Raw genomic sequence first — 20,836 nt, 5'->3', positions numbered from 1 at the left:
GGCTGGACCGGCGCGGGATTCTCGCCCACAAGGTGCGCCCGTTCCTACGCCTGTCCGGAGATCCGTCATGTCGCTCGTCGTCGCCGTCCGGGGCTGGGACCCCGCCCCCTGGCTCGCCCGCTTCCGCCGCCTCGCGCCGCCGGGCCTCGCGGTGGTCGACGGGCGTGAGCCGTTCGATGCCACGGCGATCCGCTGGGCGGCGGTGTGGAAGCCCGAGCCGGGGTTCCTCGCCGGCCTGCCGAACCTGCGGGCGGTCTTCAACCTCGGCGCCGGCGTCGACGCGCTGCTCGGCGATCCGACCCTGCCGGAGGTGCCGGTCGCCCGGATCGTCGACCCCGATCTGACGGCGCGGATGACCGAATGGGTGGTGATGCACGTGCTCATGCATCACCGGCGAGTGGCGACCCTGGCAGAGGCCCAGGCGCGGGCCGAATGGCTGACCCTCTATCAGCCGGCCGCCGGGGCGGTGCGGGTCGGGATCATGGGGCTCGGCGTGCTCGGCCGCGACGCCGCGGCGGTGCTGCGGCGGCTCGGCTTCCGGGTCGCCGGGTGGAGCCGCACGCCGCAGGAGGTGCCGGGGATCGACAGCTTCGCCGGGACGGCCGGGCTCGACGCCTTCCTGGGCGCGACCGATATTCTGGTGGTGCTGCTGCCGGCGACGCCCGAGACCCGCGGCATCCTGCGGCGCGATCTGTTCGCCCGGCTCGGGCGCGGCGCCCATATGGGCGGGCCGGTGCTGATCAACGCCGGTCGCGGCAGCCTGCAGGTCGAGGCCGACATCCTGGCGGCGCTCGACGACGGCACCCTCGGCGCCGCCTCGCTCGACGTGTTCGAGCACGAGCCCTTGCCCACCGCCTCGCCCCTGTGGCGCCATCCACGGGTGTTCGTCAGCCCGCATGCCGCGGCGGATTCCGACCCGGAGGCGCTGGTCGCCCAGATCGTCGACGGCATCGCCGCGGTCGAGCGCGGCGAGCCCCTGCCCCATCGGGTCGACCGCGGCCGCGGTTACTGAGGACGCTCGACGCGGCGGACCGAGCGCAGCGGCGCCCCGGCGGCGGCGATACGGGCCAGGCCCGCGGCGATCGGCTCGATCGACACCGCCATGACGTGGGCATTGGCGTGGAGGAAGGTCGTCGCGTCGCGCACCAGACCGACGTGGCCGGGCCAGAACAGCAGATCGCCGCGCCGCCACTGGGCCGGGTCGAGATCGACGGGCGTGCCGAGGGCCGCCTCCTGGAGGTCGGTGTCGCGGGGTGCGGCGACGCCGCAGGCCTCGAGCGCGGTCTGGACCAGACCGGAGCAATCGATCCCCAGGCTGGAGCGCCCGCCCCACAGATAGGGCGTGCCGAGGAAGCGTTCGGCGACCACCACCGGATCGGCCTCGACGCGATCGAGGGGGGCAAGATGGTCGGCGACCACCACCCCGCCGCTCGCGGTGATCACATAGGCGCGGCCGTCGACCACCCGCTCGGCGATCCCCGCGATGCGGGCGCCAAGCGTCAACCAGTCGAGCGGCGGTTCCTTGATCGACAGGGCGGGGTAGACGAAGGTCCTGAGCGCCGTGACCCGATGGGTCGGTCGGGCGACGTCGCCCTTCATGTAGGCGTGGGTCGGCAGATAGCCGACGTAGCCGTCGCGGTCGAGCTGGACCCAGCCCCAGCCCTCCTCGTCCTCGTCGTAGACGGTGAGGCTCTCGCCGGCCAGGGCCTCGGTGTCGAGCCGAGCGTCGCCGCGGGGGCCGCGCCGCAGCGGCGCCAGACCGACCACGACGCGGGCCGGCGTGCCGTCGACGAAACGTTCGGCGGTGACGCGGGCCTGGAGCCGGCGGGCGGCGAGATCGGAGCGGGCGGGGGTCAGGCGCGGGTCGAAGTCGATCACGGGGGCCTCCGGAGCGGGTCAGCCGACGACGAAACGGGCGGTGCCGGCGTCGATCAACAGGGTCAGAACCAGATCGAGCGCCACCAGTCCGGCGGCGAGACCGGGCGGGGCGGCGGCGGCGGCGCGCATCACCCGGAAGGAGACATAGAGATCGAAGCCGAGCGCCGCCAGGGTGGCGAGGGCGAGCAGGCGCACCGGCATCAGACCGATCAGCCAGGCGAGGGTGACCACCACATAGGGCAGTGTGCCGAGGATCGACGACCAGTTGCGCGCCACCATCATCGGCACGTAGCGCGGCCCCAGCCCGAGCGGGCCGGCCAGCGCCGCCATCACCACCGGAAAGGCGATCCAGCCGAGAAGGTAGGAGGCGAGGCCGGCGATCGCCACGGCGGACGGCGAAGCGGTGCCCTCGACCAGCGAACGATCGGCGAGGATCGACACCAGCGCCGCCGGCACCATCAGCGGGATGACCCAGAACGAGCGCCAGAAGCCGCGGAAGGAACAGTCGAAACGGGCCATGGCATGGGGGTCGCCGATCAGCAGCCCGAAGCTGCCGAGCACGCCGGCGCGGATCTCGGCCCAGTCGATCATCGTGCCGCCGTTTCGAACCAGCCGACGAGGAAGGCCTCGTAGACACGGGTCAGGAGTTCGAGGTCGGCCACCGCCACCCGCTCGTCGATCTTGTGCATGGTCTGGCCGACCAGGCCGAATTCGACCACCGGGCAATGATCCTTGATGTAGCGGGCATCCGACGTGCCGCCGCTGGTCGAGAGCGTCGGGCGGCGGCCGGTGACCGTCTCGACGGCGGCGGCGAGCACGTCGATCAGGCCGGGGTCGCGGGTCAGGAAACTGTCGCTGGTCGGGCGCTCGACGACCAGTTCCCAATCGACGGCGTTGCCGGCGGCTCGGGTCAGGCGGGCGCGCAATTCGGCCTCGAGGGTGGCCGGCGTCCAGATGTCGTTGAAGCGGACGTTGAAGCGGCCGCGGGCGTCGCGCGGGATGACGTTCCAGGCGGGATTGCCGACGTCGAGCGAGACGAATTCGAGGTTCGACGGCGGAAAGCGGTCGTTGCCGGTGTCGAGCGGTTCATCGCCGAGCGCCGCGACGAGGCGGACGAGCTTGGGGATCGGGTTGTCGGCGAGGTCGGGATAGGCGACGTGGCCCTGCTGGCCGGTGACCGTGACGGTGCCCGACAGCGAGCCGCGGCGGCCGACCTTGATCGCGTCGCCGATCGCCTCCGGGTTGGTCGGCTCGCCGACCACCGCGGCGTCGAAGCGTTCGCCCCGTGCCAGCGCCCAGGCGAGCAGCTTCGGCGTGCCGTTGATCGACGGTCCCTCTTCGTCGCCGGTGATCAGCAGCGAGACACGGCCCTCGGGCATGCGCCCGTCGCGGACCAGGCGGCCGACGGCGGCGAGGAAGGCGGCGATGCCGCCCTTCATGTCGACGGCGCCGCGGCCCCACAGGTGGCCGTCGTCGATCGCGCCGGCGAAGGGATCGTGGCGCCAGCGCGCGACGTCGCCGGGCGGCACCACGTCGGTGTGGCCGGCGAAGACCAGATGCGGGCCGCTGTCGCCGCGGCGGGCGAACAGATTCTCGACGTCCGGGGTGTCGGGCGCGGTGAACACCGGCCGCTCGCCGGCAAAGCCGAGGGCTTCGGCGATCGCCTCGACCAGCGCCAGCGCGCCGCCGTCGGCCGGCGTCACCGAGGGGCACATCAGCAGGGCGCGGGCGATGGCGACGGGATCGTCGAGGGGGGGCAGCATGGTCATGCCCCGCGATTAGCCCCACGGGACGGACGGCGTCAACCGGGCGAGTGAACTCTCAAGCCGATAGGAGACTGTGCGCCAGAAGGTTGTTGTGGTTGCTGATCCAGCCGGGAATCAGGAAGGCGTCCACCAGGACCCAGATGGCGAGTGGAAGGAGCAGAAGCAAACCGATTCCAACGCCGGCGAGAACAATGCCGACGATGACGAGAATCAGCTGAGCGATTCCGCTCCCCGTGCGCCCGGAATAAAAGCGATGAGCCCCGAACCCACCGAGAAAAAACCAAAACAAATAAGCAACAACCACCGATTTTTTGTTCGCGTCGAACAGCATCATCGCCTTGGCGTCGGCGGAGACATTCTGCCTGAGGGGTTGGCCCGCGTCGGACGTCGAAATCGTCATGGAATCTCCCCCGGATGAATAGGCTTCACCGCCGCCCAGCCAAAGCCGTAGGCGCCGATGTCGCCGCACGCGCTCCGCGTGTTCCGCACATTGGTATCCACCCCAACTGCAGCGCGCAATATCTGCGATGGAACAGGCGGAGAATGCCGCACCATCCACAATTGCACCGGTCCCGCCATCGAGGCGTCGATCCCACCGGCGCCGCCGTTGCTACCCTGCCGCAGGCGGCGGTTACTCCGCCGCCCCCATCGCCGCGGCGGTCGCCTTCGCGGCTTCGCCGGGCTCGGCTGCGAGGCCGGCGATCACCCCGGCGCGATCGGCGGGGGTGCGGTTCTGGCCGAGCTTGCGTTTGCCCTCCAGCCGCTCGATCTCGATCTCGAAACCGACGATGCCCTTCAACATACTCGCCATGAAGTCCGGCGGCGCGTCGGCGACCGACCACGGCGCGGCGCGGCCGGCTTCGTGGGCCTCGGTGAGGCGGGTCACCAGGGCGAGCAGGCGGTCGCGATCGTCGAAGAAGCGCAGGCGGCCGTGGGCATGGACCGCGACGTAGTTCCAGGTCGGCACGACCTTGTGGGTCTCGGCCTTGGACGGATACCACGACGGCGAGACATAGGCGTCGGGGCCGGCGAAGATCGCCAGCACCGGGCGACCCTCGGCGGCGGGCGCGCCTTGCGGATTGGCGCGGGCGAGATGGCCGGAGAGCGTGCCGAAGGGGCCGCGGGTCGGATCGAGCAGCAGCGGCAGGTGATCGGCGAGGAGGCCGTCACCGTCGTGGGCGACGAGGGTGGCGAGGCGCGCCGCGGCGATGGCCGCATGGAGCAGCGGCAGGCGGGTCTCGTCGAAGGCCGGCGGGCGATACATCGGGCGTCCTCGAGGGTGGATCGGGTCGGGGCGCCCACTCTAGCAGCGGACCGCGGCGATCGCACTCGCCGCATCCGAACGGCGCGGGTGGGCGCTCGCGCCGGTACCGCCTCAGGTCAGACCGCGCCGGCCGAAGCCGCCGGCGGCGGCACGGGGGGGCGCGGAGCCGGCGCTCGGCGCCGCCCAGGGGTCGCGACGGGCGGACGCGCCGGCGGGAAGGTCCTGCGAGGCCGCGGCGCCGGAGCGCCATTTCTCGACGGCGCGATCGAGTTCGGCATCGCGGTCGGTCGCGCCGCCGTCGCCGCCGCTGCCCGGCGGCGGGCCGAAGCGGTTGACGTCCGGCGTGCCGGGCAGAAAGCCGAGTTCGACGAAGATCCACAGCGGACCGATCACCGGCACCAGTTGCAGCAGGGTCCACCAGCCCGATTTGCCGCGGTCGTGCCAGCGTCGGGTGGTGGCGGCGAGGCCGGTCCACACCACGAGCAGCAGACCGAGGCCCCAGATCGCCACGATCGGCAACGGCGCTTCGGTCAAGCCGCCGGCCTCGGTACCGCCGGCTGCGGCACCCGCCACCAGACCGAGACCGACGCCGAGGCCGATCAGGAACACCATTTGGACGAGGCCGATGCCCCAGAAGGCGAGGCGGCCGCTGCGACCGGAGAAGGAAAACCACGAGGAGAAGGGCATGACGCCTCCCTGCACGACGACGAAACGTCGCGCAGGATGGCGGGCAATGGTTGACGGTCCGTCAGGACGTCGCCGGGCGATCGAAGCATCGTTTCCGGGTGATTACCCGAAGGGCCTCAATCGCGCAGCAACTCGTTGATCGAGGTCTTGGAGCGGGTCTGAGCGTCGACGCGCTTGACGATCACCGCGCAGTAGAGCGACGGGCCCCAGTTCTGACCCGGCAGCGGCTTGCCCGGCAGCGAACCGGACACCACCACCGAATAGGGCGGCACGCGGCCGACGAAGATCTCGCCGGTGGCGCGGTCGACGATCTTGGTGGTGGCCGAGAGGAACACGCCCATCGCCAGCACCGAGCCCTGGCCGACGATGACGCCTTCGACGACTTCCGAGCGGGCGCCGATGAAACAGTCGTCCTCGATGATGGTCGGGCCGGCCTGCAGCGGCTCCAGCACGCCGCCGATGCCGACGCCGCCGGAGAGGTGGACGTTCTTGCCGATCTGGGCGCAGGAGCCGACCGTCGCCCAGGTGTCGACCATGGTGCCGGCGCCGACATGGGCGCCGAGATTGACGAAGGACGGCATCAGCACGACGTTCGGGGCGATGTAGGCGGAGCGGCGGACCACGGCGCCGGGCACCGCGCGGAAGCCGGCGGCCTCGAACTCGGCGGCGGTCCAGCCGTCGAACTTCGAGGGCACCTTGTCCCACCACACGGCGTTGCCGGGACCGCCGCCGATGATCTCCATCGGCGCCAGGCGGAAGGACAGGAGCACCGCCTTCTTCAGCCACTGGTTGACGATCCAGTCGTCGCCGTGCTTCTCGGCGACCCGGACCTCGCCCTTGTCGAGGAGCGCGAGGGCGGCGACGACGGCGTCACGGACCGGGCCGGTGGTGGCGACCCCGATCTCGGCGCGGCGCTCGAAGGCGTCGTCGATGGTCTGGGCCAGGGCGGCGAGGTCGGCAGCGGCGAGGGACATGGCGGGTTCCCGAATGGAGGTCGGCGGCGGGCCGGCGAGCGCGGGGCGTCGCTCGGCGCGCGGTTCGCCGGGGACCATACCGGCGCTCCGGGTGCTGTCAATCGATCTCGGGGGCGATCTGCCGGGCGGCAGGATTGACCTCGGCGAGGAAGCCGGCGAGATCGTGGGTGACCCATTCGACGTGAGGGGCGTCGGCGCCCTCGGATTCCCAGGCCTCGCGGCCGAGCGCCTCGTCGGGGCCGGGCACCACCAGCACCGTGCGCATGCCGAGGGTGTGGGGCACGGTGAGATTGCGCGACAGGTCCTCGAACATCGCGGCGCGGGTCGGTTCGATGCCGGCGCCGTGCAGGAAGCGGTCGTAGGTCTCGCGGTTGGGCTTGGGCAGGAGATCGGCGGCGACGATGTCGAAGATGTCGTCGAAGACGCCGGACAGGCCGATGCGGGCGGTGACCTTCTCGGCATGGGTGCGGGTGCCGTTGGTCATCACGAAGCGCCGGCCGGGCAGCGCGCGGATCGCCGCCACCAGATCGGGATCGGGCGGGATCACCGAATGATCGATGTCGTGGACGAAGTCGAGGAAGCCGTCGGGCGACACGCCGTGTTCGAGCATCAGCCCGCGCAGGGTGGTGCCGTAGCGGCGATAATAGTCCTTCTGCAGGCGCTTCGCCTCGTCCGGGGTGGTCCCCAACGCCTCCATGACGAAGGCGCGGATCTTGGCGTCGACCTGGGCGAAGAGATCGGTGGCGGCCGGATAGAGGGTGTTGTCGAGATCGAAGATCCAGGTGTCGACCCGCGCGAAGCGTGCCCCCCGGGCGTCGAGTTCGGTGGCGCGGGGGTCGTGAACGTTCATCATGAGGCGAAGGTTTCCCGATCGGCTGAAAAATGACACCGTGAACCGGGCGCCGCGCGATGGCAACGGCGTCCGAACTCTATTCGGCGAGCCGCCACGCGACGGGCGGCCGCCGCCGACGTAGCCGATCCACGCCGAGGGCTCCCGCGATGATCGACATCCCCACTCTCGAGACGCCGCGCCTGCGGCTCAGACCCTACCGCCTCGACGACTTCACGGATTACGCCCGGATGTGGGCGGATCCCGCCGTGGTGCGTTTCATCGGCGGCACGCCGCTGTCGCGGGAAGCCGCGTGGATCCGGTTTCTGCGCCAGATCGGGGTCTGGTATCACTTCGGCTTCGGGTTCTTCGTCGTCGAGGACCGCACGGACGGCACCTTCTTCGGCGAATGCGGCTTTCACGAGTTGCGGCGCGCGATCGTCCCCTCGCTCGAGGGCACGATCGAATGCGGCTGGGGGCTCGCCGCGATCGCCCAGGGGCGCGGTCTCGCCCGCGAGGCGATGGAGGCGGCGTTGGTCTGGTGCGATGCCCATCATCCCGGGCGGCGGCAGACCTGCATGATCTCGACCGGCAACACGCCGTCGATCGCGGTGGCGACGAAACTCGGCTTTCGCGAGTTCGCGCGCAGCGACCATCACGGCGACCCGGTGATCCTGATGGAGCGGACCGCCGGCGGCGTCACGGGGTGATCAGCGTGCCGGCGCCGTGTTCGGTGAACAGCTCGAGCAGCACCGAATGGGGCACCTTGCCGTTGAGGATGACCACCGCCTCGACGCCGCGGTCGAGCGCCTCGAAACAGGTCTCGACCTTGGGGATCATGCCGCCGGAGATGACGCCCTCGTCGATCAGCCGCTGCGCCTCGGCGCGCGACAGTTCCTTGATCAGGTTCTTGTCGGCGTCGAGCACGCCGGGCACGTCGGTCAGGAACAACAGGCGGGTGGCCTTGAGAGCGCCGGCGATGGCCCCGGCGAAGGTGTCGGCGTTGACGTTGTAGGTCTCGCCGTCGGCGCCGGCGCAGACCGGGGCGAGCACCGGAATGATCTCGGACTTCTTCAGGACCTCGAGCACCTCGGTGCGCACTTCGGTCGGCTCGCCGACGAAGCCGAGGTCGACCACCCGCTCGATCATCGAATCGGGATCGACCACGGTGCGGGTGACCCGGGCCACCGTGACCATGTTGCCGTCCTTGCCGGTCAGCCCGATCGCCCGGCCGCCGGCCTCGGTGATGGTCTGGACGATCTCCTTGTTGATCGACCCGGCCAGGACCATCTCGACCACTTCGACGGTGGCGCGATCGGTGATGCGGAAGCCGCCGGCGAATTCCGACTTGATGCCGAGCTTGGACAGCATGGCGTTGATCTGCGGCCCGCCGCCGTGGACCACCACCGGGTTGAGGCCCGACAGCTTGAGCAGCGTGATGTCCTCGGCGAAGGCCTTGCCGAGCGCGGCGTCGCCCATGGCATGGCCGCCGAACTTCACCACCACCGTCTTGTCGTCGTAGCGCAGCATGTAGGGCAGCGCCTTGGACAGGATCGACGCCTCGGCGATCATCTCGGCCTCGGACTTGTGGGGGGTGGTCATCGCAGATCTCCCAGCAGGGGCGGGTCGGAACGTCAGGCGGCGAAGAAGGCGATCTCGGCGCGCAACCGGTCCATGCCCCATCCGGCCTCGCTGGAGGTCACCAGAATTTCGGGATGGGCGGCCGGGCGCTTGCGAATCGCGGCGGCGGTGGCGGCGACCACCGCGGCGACCGGCGCGCCGTCGAGGGTGCGGGAGATCTTGTCGGCCTTGGTCAGGACGATCTGGTAGGACACCGCCGCGGGGTCGAGGAGATCGAGGACTTCGTTGTCGACGGGTTTGAGCCCATGGCGCGAATCGACCAGCACATAGACCCGGCGCAGGTTGGGACGACCGCGCAAATAGGCGAAGACCAGCTTGGTCCAGGTCTCGACCTGCGACTTGGGCGCCTGGGCGAAGCCGTAACCGGGCATGTCGACCAGGGTCAAGCCGACGTCGACGACGTCGCGCGGCGCGCCCGAGGTCATGCGCTCGGTCTTCTTGGAGCGCTCGTTGAGCACCGCCGGCACGAAGTAGTTCAGTTCCTGGGTGCGGCCGGGGGTGTTGGAGGTGCGGGCGAGCCCGGCCTGATCGACCAGCGCGTTGATCAGGCTCGACTTGCCGACGTTGGATCGACCGGCGAAGGCGATCTCCGAACCGACCGCCGGGGGCAGCCGCTCGAGGTCGACGGCGCCCATGGCGAAGGCCCAGGGCCGGGCGAAGAGCAGGCGAACCTTCTCCTCGACCGTGAACCCGGCGCCCACCCGCCCGTCGTCCGTGCCTTCGGTCATCGTCCCCACACCCTTCGCCGTCACCGAGCGGCCGGGGGCGAGCGGCGGAACAGCGAACGGACGTTGTCCCACAGTTCGACCCGGACGCCGTTCTTCTTCATGATCCAGGCCTGCTGGGCGATCGACAGGGTGTTGTTCCAGGTCCAGTAGATCACCAGACCGGCCGGCATGTTGGCGAGCATGAAGGTGAACAGCACCGGCATCCAGTCGAACATGATCTTCTGGGTCGGATCCGGCGGCGGCGGATTGAGCTTCATCTGCACGAACATGGTGACGCCCATGATCAGCGGCCAGGCGCCGATCATCAGCATGTGCGGCGGCGTGAAGGGGACCAACCCGAACAGATTGAACAGCGAGGTCGGGTCGGGCACCGCGAGGTCGCGGATCCAGCCGTAGAACGGCGCCTGACGCATCTCGATGGTGACGAACAGCACCTTGTAGAGCGAGAAGAACACCGGGATCTGGATGACGATCGGCAGACAGCCGGCGAGCGGATTGATCTTCTCGCGCTTGTACAGCTCCATCAGAGCTTGCTGCTGCTTGGTCCGATCGTCCTTGTAGGTCTCCTGCAGCGCCTTCATCTCGGGCTGCACCTTCTTCATCTTACTCATCGACTCGTAGGATTTCGAGGCGAGCGGGTAGAAGATGCCCTTGATGAAGACCGTGACGATCAGGATGGCGATGCCGAAGTTGCCGACCATCTGATGCAGCCAGCTGATGACGAAGAACAGCGGCTTGGTCAGGAAGTAGAACCAGCCCCAGTCGATCAGCCGATCGAACTTGGCGATGTCGTACTTCTGGGCATAGCCGTCGACGGTGGCGACTTCCTTGGCGCCGGCGAACAGCCGGGTGGTGGTGGTGGCCTTGCCACCGGCCGGCAGCGCCAGACCTTCGCCGAGCATCAACGTCTGATAGACGTCGGGACGACCGGCGGCGGCGGGCGCGGCGGCGAAGCGCGGCTGGACGCGGGCGCCGTGCTCGGGGATCAGCGCCGAGGCCCAGTATTTGTCGACGAAGCCGATCCAGCCGCCGGACACCCGGTTCGGTTCGATCTTCAGCTTCTCCTTGAGATCGGCGTACTTGATCTCCTTGAGGCCTTCGTCGCCGAACACGCCGATCGCGCCTTCGTGGAGGATGTAGTAGCCGGCGGTGGTGGGCGTGCCGAAACGCGACAGCGCCGACCAGGGATAGATCGTGGTCGGGCGCTCACCGCCGTTGGTCACCTGGTCGGTGATCGAGAACATGTACTTGTCGTCGACCGAGACGGTGCGCTCGAAGACCAGGCCCTCGCCGTTGTCCCAGGTCAGGACGACGGGACGGTCGACCGACAGCGCGCCGGTGCCCTTCTGGGTCCACACCGTCTCGGGGCCGGGCACCTTGACCGGGGTGCCGGCGTCGGAGAGCCAGCCGAAGTCGGCGAAATAGGGTTCCTTGGTACCGACCGGCGACAGCACGTCGATCGGCGGGCTCGTCGGGTCGACGGTCTCGCGATAGTGCTTCAGGCCGACGTCGTCGATGCGACCACCGACCAGATCGATCGAGCCGCCGAGGACGGGGGTGTCGATGGCGACGCGCGGATGGGCGGCGAGCGCCTGCGGGCGGGTCAGGGTCGCGGTGACCGCGGCGGGATCGACGGCGACGGTGGCCGAGGCCCCGGCCGGGGCGGTGCCGGCGGTTCCTGCCGTTCCGGCGGGCGCGGTCGGCGCCACCGAGGTGGCGATCCCGGCGGCGGCCGGCGGCGGCGCCTTGGCGGCCTGTTCGATCAGCTGGCGCTGGTGTTCCGCCTCGAGGCGCGGACCGGCGACGAAATACTGCCACCCGAGGAGCACGGCGATCGAAAGGGCGATCGCGACGATGTAGTTCCGATTCTCGATCATCGGGTCCGTCCAGGGGTTTCGCCGCGCGGATGCCGAGGGGCGGCGGGATCGGGGCCATCGACGCGAAGGGACGCGCCGACGGTGGAGGGCGGGGCGGGCAGGCGCTTGTGAGCCTGTCGGAAGGCGGAGACGAGGTCGGCGGCCAGCGTCGCGAAGGGCTGCGACAGGGCCTCGCGGCGACCGATCAGCACGTGGTCGCAGCCCGCGCGGCCGAGCGCATCGGACTGCAGGCGGACCGCTTCGCGCAGTCGGCGGCGGATGCGGTTGCGCACCACGGCGTTGCCGACCTTCTTGGTCACGGTGAAGCCGCAGCGCGGCGCGGCGGCAGGATCGGGCGCGAGGGCGGCCTGGAGCACGAAGGCGTGGCGCGGCGACCGCACCCCACGGGCGACGGCCAGGAACTCGGCGCGCTTCTTCAGTCGGTCCATGCGGTCGCGACCTCCGGCGGTTCGATCCACCCGGCGCGGGTGGCGCGCGGGGCGCCCGCCCGCTTCGATCGGCCGACCGGTCCGGATCCCGACGGGCCATCGAAAACGCCGCCCTGACGAGCGGCGCGGACATCCCGGGCGTCCGTGGTCCGACCGGCCCGAGGCGGCGGCTCCCGACCGAGGGCGGGGAGCCTCCGGACGGCGATCAGGCGGACAGGCGCTTGCGGCCGCGGGCCCGACGACGGGCGAGCACCACACGGCCGCCGACGGTGGCGGAACGGGCGCGGAAACCGTGGCGGCGCTTGCGCACGATCTTGGAGGGCTGGTAAGTGCGCTTCATGGGTCGTCGCCGCCCGAAGAGCGGCCCCCTGGTCTCGAGTGATGCGATGCCCGCCGAACCCGGCGGACGGATGCGAAGAGGGAAACCTCGGCCCGTTCCCCTGTCGCTCGGACGGGCGACCGAGGGTCGCCACAGTCGCTGCGCAAGGGACGGGCGCACGTCGCCGTGCGGCCTGAGAGGGCGAAGATCCCGGTCGTCGGGGCTTATAGGGGGGGGGACCGGTCCTGTCAACGCGAAGCGCGGTCTCGACGCCGCCGAATCGCCTGCCTCACGCAGGCGTGCGCCGGAGCTCGTCCCCACGACCGGCATCGGAAATGCCGCGGCGGAGGTAGGATATCGCGTGAAATGCCGCATTTCCGCTGCGATCGGCGCTGTGATTGGGCGCAGGTCGGCGTTAGCATGGGGGTTCGGTGGGTGTTTCGATCGCGCGCGGGCGTGCGGTTTGCGAAATCCCGCCGACGGTGCGTGCCGACAGGGCGATCCGGAGAGAGAGCGGACATGGCGGAGCAGCCGGCGACCGGCGAGGATCGGGCGGGGCGGCCGGCGGGCGAGGCGCCGCGCGGCGGCGCACGCCTGTCGACCAAGCTGTTGGCGCTGACCCTGTGCTTCGTGGTGCTCGCCGAGATCCTGGTGTTCGTGCCGTCGATCGCCCATTTCCGGCTCAACCGCATCGAAGAGACGATCCGTCGCGCCGATCTGGTGATCCTGTCGATCGGCAAGACCCGCGACATCGACCGCAAGCTCCAGAACGACCTGCTGGCGGCGATGGACGCCTCGGCGATCGCCGTGCGCAGCGGCAACATGCGGCGGCTGGTGGCGATGGCCGAGCAGCCGGCCGGCATCGACCGGACCGTCGATCTCGCCGACGTCGGAGCGTGGCGGTCGATCGAAGGGGCGCTCGATATGCTGGCAGCCGGCGACGGTCGGCGCCTGCGCATCATCGGTCCGCCCAACGACAAGGGTGAGGTGGTCGATCTGGTGGTCGCCGAGACGCCGATCCGTACGGCGACGCTGGTCTTCGCCTCACGACTGCTGGTGCTGTCGGTCGCGCTGCTGGGGACCGTGGCGTTCCTGGTGTTCCTCGGGCTCCGGCAACTGTTCCTGGTGCCGTTGCGCCGGCTGACCCGGGCGATGACCGACTTCGCCGCCGACCCGGAGAACCCGGAGCGGGTGATCCGCCCCTCGACCCGGGGCGACGAGATCGGCGACGCCGAGCGCCGCCTCGCCGAGATGCAGGCGGAACTCGCCGGTTCGCTCGCCCAGAAGAAGCACCTCGCCGATCTCGGCGTGGCGGTCTCGAAGATCAACCACGACCTGCGCAACATGCTGGCCTCGGCCCAGTTGATCACCGACCGCCTGAGCGCCATTCCCGACGGCACGGTGCAGCGTTTCGCGCCCAAGCTGGTGGCCACCCTCGACCGGGCGATCGCCTATTCGCGCGCCGTGCTCGACTACGGCAAGACCGGCGAGGCGCCGCCGGAGCGCCGGTTGATCGCCGTGGCGCGACTGGTCGCCGACGTCGGCGAGCTGCTCGGCGCGCGCGACGGCGGCCACGGCCCGACCTTCGACGACGGCATCGCCTTCGGCATCGACGTGCCGCCGGGCCTGGAGATCGACGCCGACCCGGACCAGTTGTTCCGGGTGCTGCTCAATCTGGTACGCAACGCCATGCAGGCCTTCGAGGCCGACGCCGACCGCACCCTGGTGCGGCGAATCACCGTCTCGGCGCGGCGCCGCGGCACGGTGGTGACGCTGCGGGTCGGCGACACCGGGCCGGGCGTGCCGGCGCGGGCCCGCGACAATCTGTTCCGCCCGTTCCAGGGCGGATTCCGGCGCGGCGGCACCGGCCTCGGGCTGGCGATCTGCSCCGAACTGGTGCGCGCCCACGGCGGCACCATCGAACTGGTCGACGACGGACCCGGCGCGACCTTCGCGGTGTCGATTCCCGACCGGGTGATCGACCTCGCCCGTTTCGACCGTCGTCGGTCGCAGCGGCCCTGACCTCGCCGGCCGGCCGCCGGCACCCGCCTCCCAGGACCTCCCCCCATGCGACGCTCCCACCTCAACAGCCTGATCCGCGACGGCGAGGCCTTCATCCGGTCCTTCGGATTTCACCTGCCGCCCTTCGCCGACTGGAGCGTCGAGGATTGGCGCGAACGATCGGGCGGGCTCGAGCGGATCGTGCGGCCGCGGCTCGGGTGGGACATCACCGACTTCGGGCGCGGCGAATTTCTCAAGACCGGGCTCCTGCTGTTCACCGTCCGCAACGGTTTGCCGGAGAATCTCGCCAAGGGCGGCGGCATGGTCTACGCCGAGAAGATCATGATCTCGCGGCGCGATCAGCTGACGCCGCTGCATCACCACAAGGTCAAGACCGAGGACATCATCTGCCGCGGCGGCGCGCCGCTGGCGGTGCGGCTGTTCAACCTCGACGCCGACGGCGGCCTCGACCGGACCCGGCCGGTGCGGCTGGCCTGCGACGGGGTGATGCGCGAAGTGGCGGCCGGCGGCGTGGTGCGTCTCGCCCCGGGGGAGAGCGTGACGCTGGAGCCCGGCCACGTCCATGCCTTCTGGGGCGACGGCGGCGACACGTTGATCGGCGAGGTGTCGACGGTCAACGACGACGAGACCGACAACTACTTCATCGAGCCGGTGGCGCGATTCCCCACCGTCGACGAGGACGAGCCGATCCATCGGCCGATCGTGCGCGACTATGCCGCGCTCGGCCTCGGGGTGTGAGACCGCCGCGATCGCGGTCCGGGTCGGCCGCAGATGGTAGAGGTTGGGACTGACGAGCGAATTTCGATGTGGTATCGAAGCGCTTTCCCCTTGGGTGGTCAGCGGACGACATGGCGCGACATCGACGAGACGACGAGACGATCCTGCGCATCGCGCAGATGCGCTACGATCAGCGCATGCCCCAGAACGAGATCGCCCGCATCCTCGAGGTGTCGGAATCGACGGTCAGCCGGGCCCTGAAGGCGGCGATGGATCTCGGCTTCGTCGAGATCCAGATCTCGCCGACGGGCCTGCGCGACTTCGCCCTCGAGCGCCGTCTCGGCCATGCCTATGGCGTCGAATTCGCGGTGGTGGTGCAGTCGCGGGCCGGCGGGGCGTCGCTCGCCGACGTGCTCGGCCGTGCGGTGGCCCGCGTGCTGGAAGAGCGGGTGGCCAACGGCTCGGTGGTCGGCGTCTCCGACGGCGACACGGTGGCGGCGGTGGCCGCGGCGGCGCGACGCGCCAAGAGCACCGACGTCGACGTGGTGTCGTTGATCGGCGGGGTCGGAGCGCCGCAGATCGCCTCGCATTCGAGCGAGGTCTGCCGCACCCTGGCGCTCGGCCTCGGGGCGCGGGCCTGGCAACTGCCGGTGCCGGCGATCGTCGACAGCGCCGAAGCGGCGGCGCATTTGGCGCAGACCAGTACGGTCGGCGGGGTGTTCGACCTGATGGCCCGCTGCACCATCGCGCTGGTCGGGGTCGGGGCGATCAGCCCGCGTGCCACGGTGTTCCGCCACGGCGTGATCCCGCAGTCGCACATCGAGACGATCGCCGCGAGCGGCGCGGTCGGCACGATCTGCGGCCGCTTCTACGGTGCCGACGGGACGGTGATCCCCAGCGCCTTCGACGATCGCACCCTTTCGGTGGCGCCGAACGTGTTGCGCGCGGTGCCCCTGCGAATCGGCGTGGCGATGCACGTCGCCAAGGCGGCGGCGCTGCGAGCGGCGCTGGTCGGCGGCTGGATCAACGCGGTCGGGCTCGACACCGAGACCGCGGAAGAACTGCTGCGCCTGCGCTGAGCGCGGCGCTCGTCCGACGGCAGGAGACGGGGAGAACGGCGGCGACGCTCTGGTCAGGCGCGGCGTCGCCTCCTATGGTCGCGGCCCCTCGCCGTTTCGGAGTGCCGCCATGACCGTCGCCCTCGATCCCACCGTCGTCCAGCGCATCGCCGGTACCATCGCCGCGGAGATCGGCTGCCGTCCGGCCCAGGTCACCGCGACGGTGGCGATGCTCGACGAAGGCGCGACGGTGCCCTTCGTGGCGCGCTACCGCAAGGAGGCGACCGGCGGTCTCGACGATACCCAGTTGCGCACCCTCGAGGAACGGCTCGGCTATCTGCGCGAGCTCGAGACTCGGCGCGCCGCGGTCGCCGCCCAGATCGCCGCCCAGGGCAAGCTCGACGACGCACTGGCCCTGAGGCTCGCCACGGCGACGACCAAGGCCGAGATCGAAGACCTCTATCTGCCGTTCAAGCCGAAGCGGCGGACCCGGGCCGAGATCGCCCGCGAGAAGGGCCTCGGGCCGCTCGCGGAGAAAATTTTCACCGACCGCACCGTCGATCCCAAGACTCTGGCCGCCGGCTTCGTCGGCGAGGCGGTCGCCGACGTCAAGACGGCGCTCGACGGGGCGCGGGACATCCTCACCGAGCAGTTCGCCGAGAACGCCGATCTGGTCGGACGCCTGCGCGCCCACATGACGACGCGGGCGCGGATCCGCGCCAAGGTGATCGACGGCAAGCAGGCGGCCGGAGAGAAGTTCGCCGACTACTTCGACCACGTCGAACGGCTCGCCGAAGTGCCGAGCCATCGGGCGCTGGCGATGCTGCGCGGCCGCAACGAAGAGATCCTCGGCCTGGAGCTCGAGGTCGACGCCGACGTCGCCGAGCCGATCAAGCCGGTCGAGCGAATCATCGCCGAGGCCTTCGGCATCGCGCTGCCGACCGCCAACCGCGAGCCGGGCGCCGCCGACCGCTGGCTGTTCGACGTGGCGCGCTGGTGCTGGCGGGTCAAGCTGTCCTTGTCCCTGTCGGTCGAACTGATGGGGACGCTGCGCGAGCGCTCGGAGGAGGAGGCGATCCGGGTCTTCGCCCACAATCTCAAGGACCTGCTGCTCGCCGCGCCGGCCGGGGCGCGGACCACCCTGGGCCTCGATCCGGGCATCCGCACCGGCGTCAAGGTGGCGGTGGTCGATGCCACGTCGAAGGTGGTGGCGACCACCACGGTCTATCCCTTCCCGCCGCGCAACGACGTGGCCGGGACGATCGCCGAGCTGAAGCAGTTGATCGTCCGCCACAAGGTCGAGCTGGTGGCGATCGGCAACGGCACCGGCTCGCGCGAGACCGATCGCCTGGTCGCGGCGCTGATCGCCGAGATGGCGCCGCCCAAGCCGATCAAGGTCACCGTGTCGGAGGCCGGGGCCTCGGTCTATTCGGCCTCGGCGCTGGCAGCCGCCGAGATGCCCGGCCTCGACGTGTCCTTGCGCGGCGCGGTGTCGATCGCCCGGCGCCTGCAGGATCCGTTGGCCGAACTGGTCAAGATCGATCCCAAGTCGATCGGCGTCGGCCAGTACCAGCACGACGTCGATCAGGCGCGGTTGGCCAAGGCCCTCGACGCGGTGGTCGAGGACGCGGTCAACGCCGTCGGGGTCGATCTCAACACCGCATCGGCGCCGCTGCTCGCCCGGGTGTCGGGGCTCGGGGCGTCGCTGGCGGAAGCGATCGTCGCCCATCGCGAGGCGGCCGGGCGGTTCCGCAGCCGCCGCCAATTGCTCGAGGTGGCGCGGCTCGGGCCCAAGACCTTCGAACTGGCGGCCGGGTTCCTGCGGATCCGCGACGGCGACGAGCCGCTCGACGCGTCGTCGGTGCATCCGGAGGCCTACAGTCTGGCCAAGCGCATCGTCGCCGCCTGCGGGCGGGATCTCCGGACGGTGATGGGCGACGGGGCGCTGCTCAAGGGGCTGGATCCGCGGGCCTTCGTCGATCCGACCTTCGGCCTGCCGACGGTCAAGGACATCCTCGCCGAGCTCGAGAAGCCGGGCCGCGATCCGCGCCCGAGCTTCAAGACGGCGCGTTTCGCCGAAGGGGTCGAGAAGCTCTCCGATCTGACGCCGGGCATGACGCTCGAAGGCACGGTGACCAACGTCGCCGCCTTCGGGGCCTTCGTCGACATCGGCGTCCATCAGGACGGTCTGGTCCACGTCAGCCAGCTCGCCGATCGCTTCGTCAAGGATCCGCGCGAGGTGGTCAAGGCCGGCGACGTGGTGACGGTGCGGGTGGTCGAGGTCGACGTCGCGCGCAAGCGCATCGCCCTGTCGATGCGGCGCGACGACGGCAGTCCGGAGCGGGCACCGCGCAATGCCGGAGCCCCGGCGGGCGGCGACAGCCGCGGCCGCTCGGGCGGCCCGTCGCGGCAACCGCCTGCGGCGACGCCGGCCGCCCCCGGAGCGCTCGGGGCGGCGCTGCTCGACGCGCTGCGGGGCAAGCGCTGACCGCGGAGGGTCAGGCGTCGGCGTCGCGGACGAGGCCGGCGAAGACCCCGACCAGACCGACACCGGCGGCGACCAGACCCAGCGCGAGCGGCAGGCCGAGGATCTCGGCGAGGCCGCCGATCGCCGGCGGGCCGATCAGGAAGCCGAAATAGCCCATGGTGGCGACGGCGGCGATGCCGTGGCCGGAGCCCTCTTCGGCGCGGCCGCCGGCCCCGAAGAACACCGGCACCAGATTGGACAGGCCGAGGCCGGCGAGGGTGAAGCCGGCGACCGCCGCCCAGGGCGTGCCGACAGCCAGGCCGAGGCCGAGGCCGACGGCGGCGACGACCCCGCCGGCGCGCACCATCACGAGGGCGCCGACCGCGGCGCGGACGCGGTCGCCGGTCAGGCGGCCGAGCGTCATGGCGGCGGAGAAGGCGGCATAGCCGGAGGCGGCGAAGGCGGCGGTGGTGCCGAGCGAGCCGGCGAGATAGACGCCGGTCCAGTCGAGCATGGCGCCTTCGGCGACGAAGGAGGCGAAGGTCAGGAGACCGATGCCGAGAGTGCGGCGCCCCGGCAGGGCGAAGGCCGGGCCGGCGGCGGCGGCGCGGTCCTCGGGACCGAGCAGCGCGCTGGCGGCGAGGGCGGCGATCCCCCCGAGCACCACGACCACCGCCACGGCGTGCAGCGGCGGCGCCATGCCGGCCAGGGCGAGGCCACCGAGGCCGGCGCCGGAGAGGCCGCCGAGGCTCCAGCAGGCGTGCAGCGACGACATGATCGGCCGGCCGAGGCGGCGCTCGACGAGCACGCCGTGGGCGTTCATGGCGACGTCCATCAGGCCGTTGCCGGCGCCGAACAGGAACAGGCCGATCGCCAGCACGGTCGCGGTCGGGGCGAGCACCGGCAGCAGGAAACTGGCGAGCACGGCGACGGCGGCGAGGCGAGTGACGGCACCCGAGCCGTGGCGGGCGGCGAGCCGGCCGGCGAAGGGCATGGCGATCAGCGCCCCGACCCCGGCGGCGAGCAGCGCCAGGCCGAGATCGGCGGCGGAGAGGCCGAGGCGGGTCTGGACCAGGGGGATGTACGGCGCCCAGCTGCCGACGCCGGCGCCGTTGACGAAGAACATCGCCGACACCGCCCAGCGGGCGCGGGCGATCGGATCGACGGGCAGGGCGAGGGCGGATTGCGGCAGATCGGACACGGGACTCTCCCGAAGGATGGCGGCGGGGCGCGGCGACTCACACCAGGGTGACGGCGACGCCGAGGGCGCGGATCGCCGCGACGACGGCGGGATCGGCGCGGCGGTCGGTGACGAGTTCGCCGCAGCGGGTGAGCGGCGCGATGCGATGGGCGGCGGTAGTCGCGAGCTTGTCGGCGGTGGCGGCGACGATCGCCGTCGCGGCGGCGTCGATCATGGCGCGGGCCACGAAGGCCTCTTCGTGGCTGGAGACGGTGAGGCCGAGGGCGGCGTCGACGCCGCAGGCGGTGACGATCGCGCGATCGGCGCGGAGATCGGCGAAGGCGGCGACGGCCCGGGCGCCGGTGACGGTGCAGGTCGCGGCGTCGAGGCGGCCGCCGACCAGGATGGTCTCGACCGACGGCCGCTCGGCGAGCACCAGGGCGACCGCCGGGGCGGTGGTGACCACGGTCAGGCGGCGCGACGGCGGCAGGGCGCGGGCGATTTCGATGGCGGTGGTGCCGCCGCCGAGCACGAGGGTCTCGCCGTCGACGAAGCGCTCGACGATCGCCGCGGCGATCCGGCGCTTCTCGGCGAGGTGGAGCTCGGCGCGCTGTTCGAGCGACGGGGTCAGCACCGCCAACGGCAGCACCGCGCCATGGACGCGGCGGATCCGCCCCTCCCCTTCGAGGCGCCGCAGATCGCGGCGAATCGAATCCTCGGAGGTCGCGAAGCGCCGGGCGAGATCGGCGACCGGCAGGCGGTCGTGGGCGGCGAGCAACTCGACGATGCGATCGCGGCGTTCTTCCGGCCCGAGATCGCCGAGCGGCGGGAGTGCGTCGCGATCGGGCGGAACGGGTTCGGCGGCGAACGGGGCGTCGGTCATCGGGGATCCTCCGGCGACACTGGTCTAGCATCATCGACCTAAACGTGCAACCTCGTGCGATATCATTTATTTTCGTGCGGTATTTGTGCACATATCGGCGCGATGGTGATGCCCATAT

Annotated in this window: 21 protein-coding genes; 6 read left to right on the top strand and 15 right to left on the bottom strand. The window is 71.1% G+C overall.

The window, feature by feature from the left end; translation table 11 throughout:
- The first annotated feature begins 67 nt into the window (after positions 1–67).
- Complete coding sequence (locus tag EYW49_RS07250; RefSeq protein ID WP_131307690.1) at positions 68–1,012, top strand: 2-hydroxyacid dehydrogenase; 945 nt, start codon at positions 68–70, stop codon at positions 1,010–1,012.
- Here the strand turns inward: EYW49_RS07250 and EYW49_RS07245 are convergent.
- From EYW49_RS07245 to EYW49_RS07210, 8 genes are all read right to left on the bottom strand, one after another.
- Positions 1,006–1,875: a C40 family peptidase gene (locus EYW49_RS07245; protein ID WP_131307756.1), complete on the bottom strand. Its 870-nt coding sequence runs from the start codon at positions 1,873–1,875 to the stop codon at positions 1,006–1,008. The two genes, EYW49_RS07250 and EYW49_RS07245, sit on opposite strands and share 7 nt — an antisense overlap.
- Before the next feature lie 21 nt (positions 1,876–1,896).
- Entirely contained in the window at positions 1,897–2,469 is a 573-nt protein-coding gene (locus EYW49_RS07240; RefSeq protein WP_131307688.1) for a hypothetical protein, read from the bottom strand.
- On the bottom strand, positions 2,466–3,647 hold the full coding sequence (gene dapE, locus EYW49_RS07235) for a succinyl-diaminopimelate desuccinylase (RefSeq protein ID WP_131307686.1): 1,182 nt from the start codon (positions 3,645–3,647) through the stop codon (positions 2,466–2,468). Before dapE ends, EYW49_RS07240 begins: the two co-directional genes overlap by 4 nt.
- Positions 3,648–3,699: 52 nt before the next feature.
- The gene (locus EYW49_RS07230; protein ID WP_131307684.1) at positions 3,700–4,044 is read right to left on the bottom strand and encodes a TM2 domain-containing protein; all 345 of its coding nucleotides are present in this window, start codon (positions 4,042–4,044) and stop codon (positions 3,700–3,702) included.
- A gap of 231 nt (positions 4,045–4,275) precedes the next feature.
- Complete coding sequence (locus EYW49_RS07225; RefSeq protein WP_131307682.1) at positions 4,276–4,908, bottom strand: FMN-binding negative transcriptional regulator; 633 nt, start codon at positions 4,906–4,908, stop codon at positions 4,276–4,278.
- A 111-nt stretch (positions 4,909–5,019) separates the two neighbouring features.
- On the bottom strand, positions 5,020–5,595 hold the full coding sequence (locus EYW49_RS07220; protein ID WP_131307680.1) for a DUF805 domain-containing protein: 576 nt from the start codon (positions 5,593–5,595) through the stop codon (positions 5,020–5,022).
- Positions 5,596–5,711: 116 nt separating this feature from the next.
- Complete coding sequence (gene dapD / locus EYW49_RS07215) at positions 5,712–6,569, bottom strand: 2,3,4,5-tetrahydropyridine-2,6-dicarboxylate N-succinyltransferase (RefSeq protein ID WP_131307678.1); 858 nt, start codon at positions 6,567–6,569, stop codon at positions 5,712–5,714.
- Positions 6,570–6,666: 97 nt separating this feature from the next.
- Positions 6,667–7,422 carry a pyrimidine 5'-nucleotidase gene (locus EYW49_RS07210; protein ID WP_323052983.1) on the bottom strand — a complete coding sequence of 252 codons (756 nt, stop codon included), beginning with the start codon at positions 7,420–7,422 and terminating at the stop codon, positions 6,667–6,669.
- Positions 7,423–7,568: 146 nt separating this feature from the next.
- Here EYW49_RS07210 and EYW49_RS07205 point away from each other — a divergent pair, with 146 nt between their 5' ends.
- Complete coding sequence (locus EYW49_RS07205; RefSeq protein ID WP_131307674.1) at positions 7,569–8,108, top strand: GNAT family N-acetyltransferase; 540 nt, start codon at positions 7,569–7,571, stop codon at positions 8,106–8,108.
- Here the strand turns inward: EYW49_RS07205 and argB are convergent.
- From argB to rpmH, 5 genes are all read right to left on the bottom strand, one after another.
- Positions 8,098–9,000 carry an acetylglutamate kinase gene (gene argB / locus EYW49_RS07200; protein ID WP_131307672.1) on the bottom strand — a complete coding sequence of 301 codons (903 nt, stop codon included), beginning with the start codon at positions 8,998–9,000 and terminating at the stop codon, positions 8,098–8,100. The genes EYW49_RS07205 and argB overlap by 11 nt on opposite strands.
- A 32-nt stretch (positions 9,001–9,032) precedes the next feature.
- Positions 9,033–9,674 (bottom strand): GTP-binding protein, encoded by a 642-nt coding sequence (locus tag EYW49_RS07195; RefSeq protein WP_228259534.1) that lies wholly within the window; start codon positions 9,672–9,674, stop codon positions 9,033–9,035.
- 113 nt (positions 9,675–9,787) lie between these two features.
- Positions 9,788–11,644, bottom strand: a complete 1,857-nt coding sequence (gene yidC, locus EYW49_RS07190) for a membrane protein insertase YidC (protein ID WP_131307668.1) — start codon at positions 11,642–11,644, stop codon at positions 9,788–9,790.
- Complete coding sequence (gene rnpA, locus EYW49_RS07185; protein ID WP_131307666.1) at positions 11,641–12,072, bottom strand: ribonuclease P protein component; 432 nt, start codon at positions 12,070–12,072, stop codon at positions 11,641–11,643. Before rnpA ends, yidC begins: the two co-directional genes overlap by 4 nt.
- 205 nt (positions 12,073–12,277) lie before the next feature.
- A complete protein-coding gene (gene rpmH, locus EYW49_RS07180; protein ID WP_131307664.1) occupies positions 12,278–12,412 on the bottom strand; it encodes a 50S ribosomal protein L34 in 135 nt (44 codons plus the stop codon).
- A 498-nt stretch (positions 12,413–12,910) separates the two neighbouring features.
- Here rpmH and EYW49_RS07175 point away from each other — a divergent pair, with 498 nt between their 5' ends.
- The 4 genes from EYW49_RS07175 (at position 12,911) to EYW49_RS07160 (ending at position 18,676) form a co-directional block, all read left to right on the top strand.
- Positions 12,911–14,413: a sensor histidine kinase gene (locus tag EYW49_RS07175; RefSeq protein WP_131307662.1), complete on the top strand. Its 1,503-nt coding sequence runs from the start codon at positions 12,911–12,913 to the stop codon at positions 14,411–14,413.
- A gap of 45 nt (positions 14,414–14,458) precedes the next feature.
- A complete protein-coding gene (locus tag EYW49_RS07170) occupies positions 14,459–15,151 on the top strand; it encodes a D-lyxose/D-mannose family sugar isomerase (RefSeq protein ID WP_131307660.1) in 693 nt (230 codons plus the stop codon).
- A 110-nt stretch (positions 15,152–15,261) separates the two neighbouring features.
- Complete coding sequence (locus EYW49_RS07165; RefSeq protein ID WP_131307658.1) at positions 15,262–16,209, top strand: sugar-binding transcriptional regulator; 948 nt, start codon at positions 15,262–15,264, stop codon at positions 16,207–16,209.
- A 109-nt stretch (positions 16,210–16,318) separates the two neighbouring features.
- The gene (locus tag EYW49_RS07160; protein WP_131307656.1) at positions 16,319–18,676 is read left to right on the top strand and encodes a Tex family protein; all 2,358 of its coding nucleotides are present in this window, start codon (positions 16,319–16,321) and stop codon (positions 18,674–18,676) included.
- Positions 18,677–18,686: 10 nt separating this feature from the next.
- On the opposite strand, the gene EYW49_RS07155 is transcribed toward EYW49_RS07160, so the two are convergent.
- Together EYW49_RS07155 and EYW49_RS07150 are read right to left on the bottom strand one after the other, a co-directional pair.
- A complete protein-coding gene (locus tag EYW49_RS07155) occupies positions 18,687–19,856 on the bottom strand; it encodes an MFS transporter (protein ID WP_206365411.1) in 1,170 nt (389 codons plus the stop codon).
- A gap of 37 nt (positions 19,857–19,893) precedes the next feature.
- Entirely contained in the window at positions 19,894–20,718 is an 825-nt protein-coding gene (locus EYW49_RS07150; protein WP_131307654.1) for a DeoR/GlpR family DNA-binding transcription regulator, read from the bottom strand.
- Positions 20,719–20,836: the final 118 nt, after the last annotated feature.

This window comes from Siculibacillus lacustris, from assembly GCF_004328075.1.
GTDB lineage: Bacteria > Pseudomonadota > Alphaproteobacteria > Rhizobiales > Ancalomicrobiaceae > Siculibacillus > Siculibacillus lacustris.
This window is presented reverse-complemented; position numbering and strand designations above follow the sequence as displayed.

What these genes read in the sequence shown, in the direction of transcription:
- EYW49_RS07250 (WP_131307690.1), top strand. Translation starts at nt 68, where the DNA reads ATGTCGCTCGTCGTCGCCGTCCGGGGCTGGGACCCCGCCCCCTGGCTC.
- EYW49_RS07240 (WP_131307688.1), bottom strand. Translation starts at nt 2,469, where the DNA reads ATGATCGACTGGGCCGAGATCCGCGCCGGCGTGCTCGGCAGCTTCGGG.
- dapE (WP_131307686.1), bottom strand. Translation starts at nt 3,647, where the DNA reads ATGACCATGCTGCCCCCCCTCGACGATCCCGTCGCCATCGCCCGCGCC.
- EYW49_RS07230 (WP_131307684.1), bottom strand. Translation starts at nt 4,044, where the DNA reads ATGACGATTTCGACGTCCGACGCGGGCCAACCCCTCAGGCAGAATGTC.
- EYW49_RS07225 (WP_131307682.1), bottom strand. Translation starts at nt 4,908, where the DNA reads ATGTATCGCCCGCCGGCCTTCGACGAGACCCGCCTGCCGCTGCTCCAT.
- EYW49_RS07220 (WP_131307680.1), bottom strand. Translation starts at nt 5,595, where the DNA reads ATGCCCTTCTCCTCGTGGTTTTCCTTCTCCGGTCGCAGCGGCCGCCTC.
- dapD (WP_131307678.1), bottom strand. Translation starts at nt 6,569, where the DNA reads ATGTCCCTCGCCGCTGCCGACCTCGCCGCCCTGGCCCAGACCATCGAC.
- EYW49_RS07210 (WP_323052983.1), bottom strand. Translation starts at nt 7,422, where the DNA reads ATGATGAACGTTCACGACCCCCGCGCCACCGAACTCGACGCCCGGGGG.
- EYW49_RS07205 (WP_131307674.1), top strand. Translation starts at nt 7,569, where the DNA reads ATGATCGACATCCCCACTCTCGAGACGCCGCGCCTGCGGCTCAGACCC.
- argB (WP_131307672.1), bottom strand. Translation starts at nt 9,000, where the DNA reads ATGACCACCCCCCACAAGTCCGAGGCCGAGATGATCGCCGAGGCGTCG.
- EYW49_RS07195 (WP_228259534.1), bottom strand. Translation starts at nt 9,674, where the DNA reads ATGGGCGCCGTCGACCTCGAGCGGCTGCCCCCGGCGGTCGGTTCGGAG.
- yidC (WP_131307668.1), bottom strand. Translation starts at nt 11,644, where the DNA reads ATGATCGAGAATCGGAACTACATCGTCGCGATCGCCCTTTCGATCGCC.
- rnpA (WP_131307666.1), bottom strand. Translation starts at nt 12,072, where the DNA reads ATGGACCGACTGAAGAAGCGCGCCGAGTTCCTGGCCGTCGCCCGTGGG.
- rpmH (WP_131307664.1), bottom strand. Translation starts at nt 12,412, where the DNA reads ATGAAGCGCACTTACCAGCCCTCCAAGATCGTGCGCAAGCGCCGCCAC.
- EYW49_RS07170 (WP_131307660.1), top strand. Translation starts at nt 14,459, where the DNA reads ATGCGACGCTCCCACCTCAACAGCCTGATCCGCGACGGCGAGGCCTTC.
- EYW49_RS07165 (WP_131307658.1), top strand. Translation starts at nt 15,262, where the DNA reads ATGGCGCGACATCGACGAGACGACGAGACGATCCTGCGCATCGCGCAG.
- EYW49_RS07160 (WP_131307656.1), top strand. Translation starts at nt 16,319, where the DNA reads ATGACCGTCGCCCTCGATCCCACCGTCGTCCAGCGCATCGCCGGTACC.
- EYW49_RS07150 (WP_131307654.1), bottom strand. Translation starts at nt 20,718, where the DNA reads ATGACCGACGCCCCGTTCGCCGCCGAACCCGTTCCGCCCGATCGCGAC.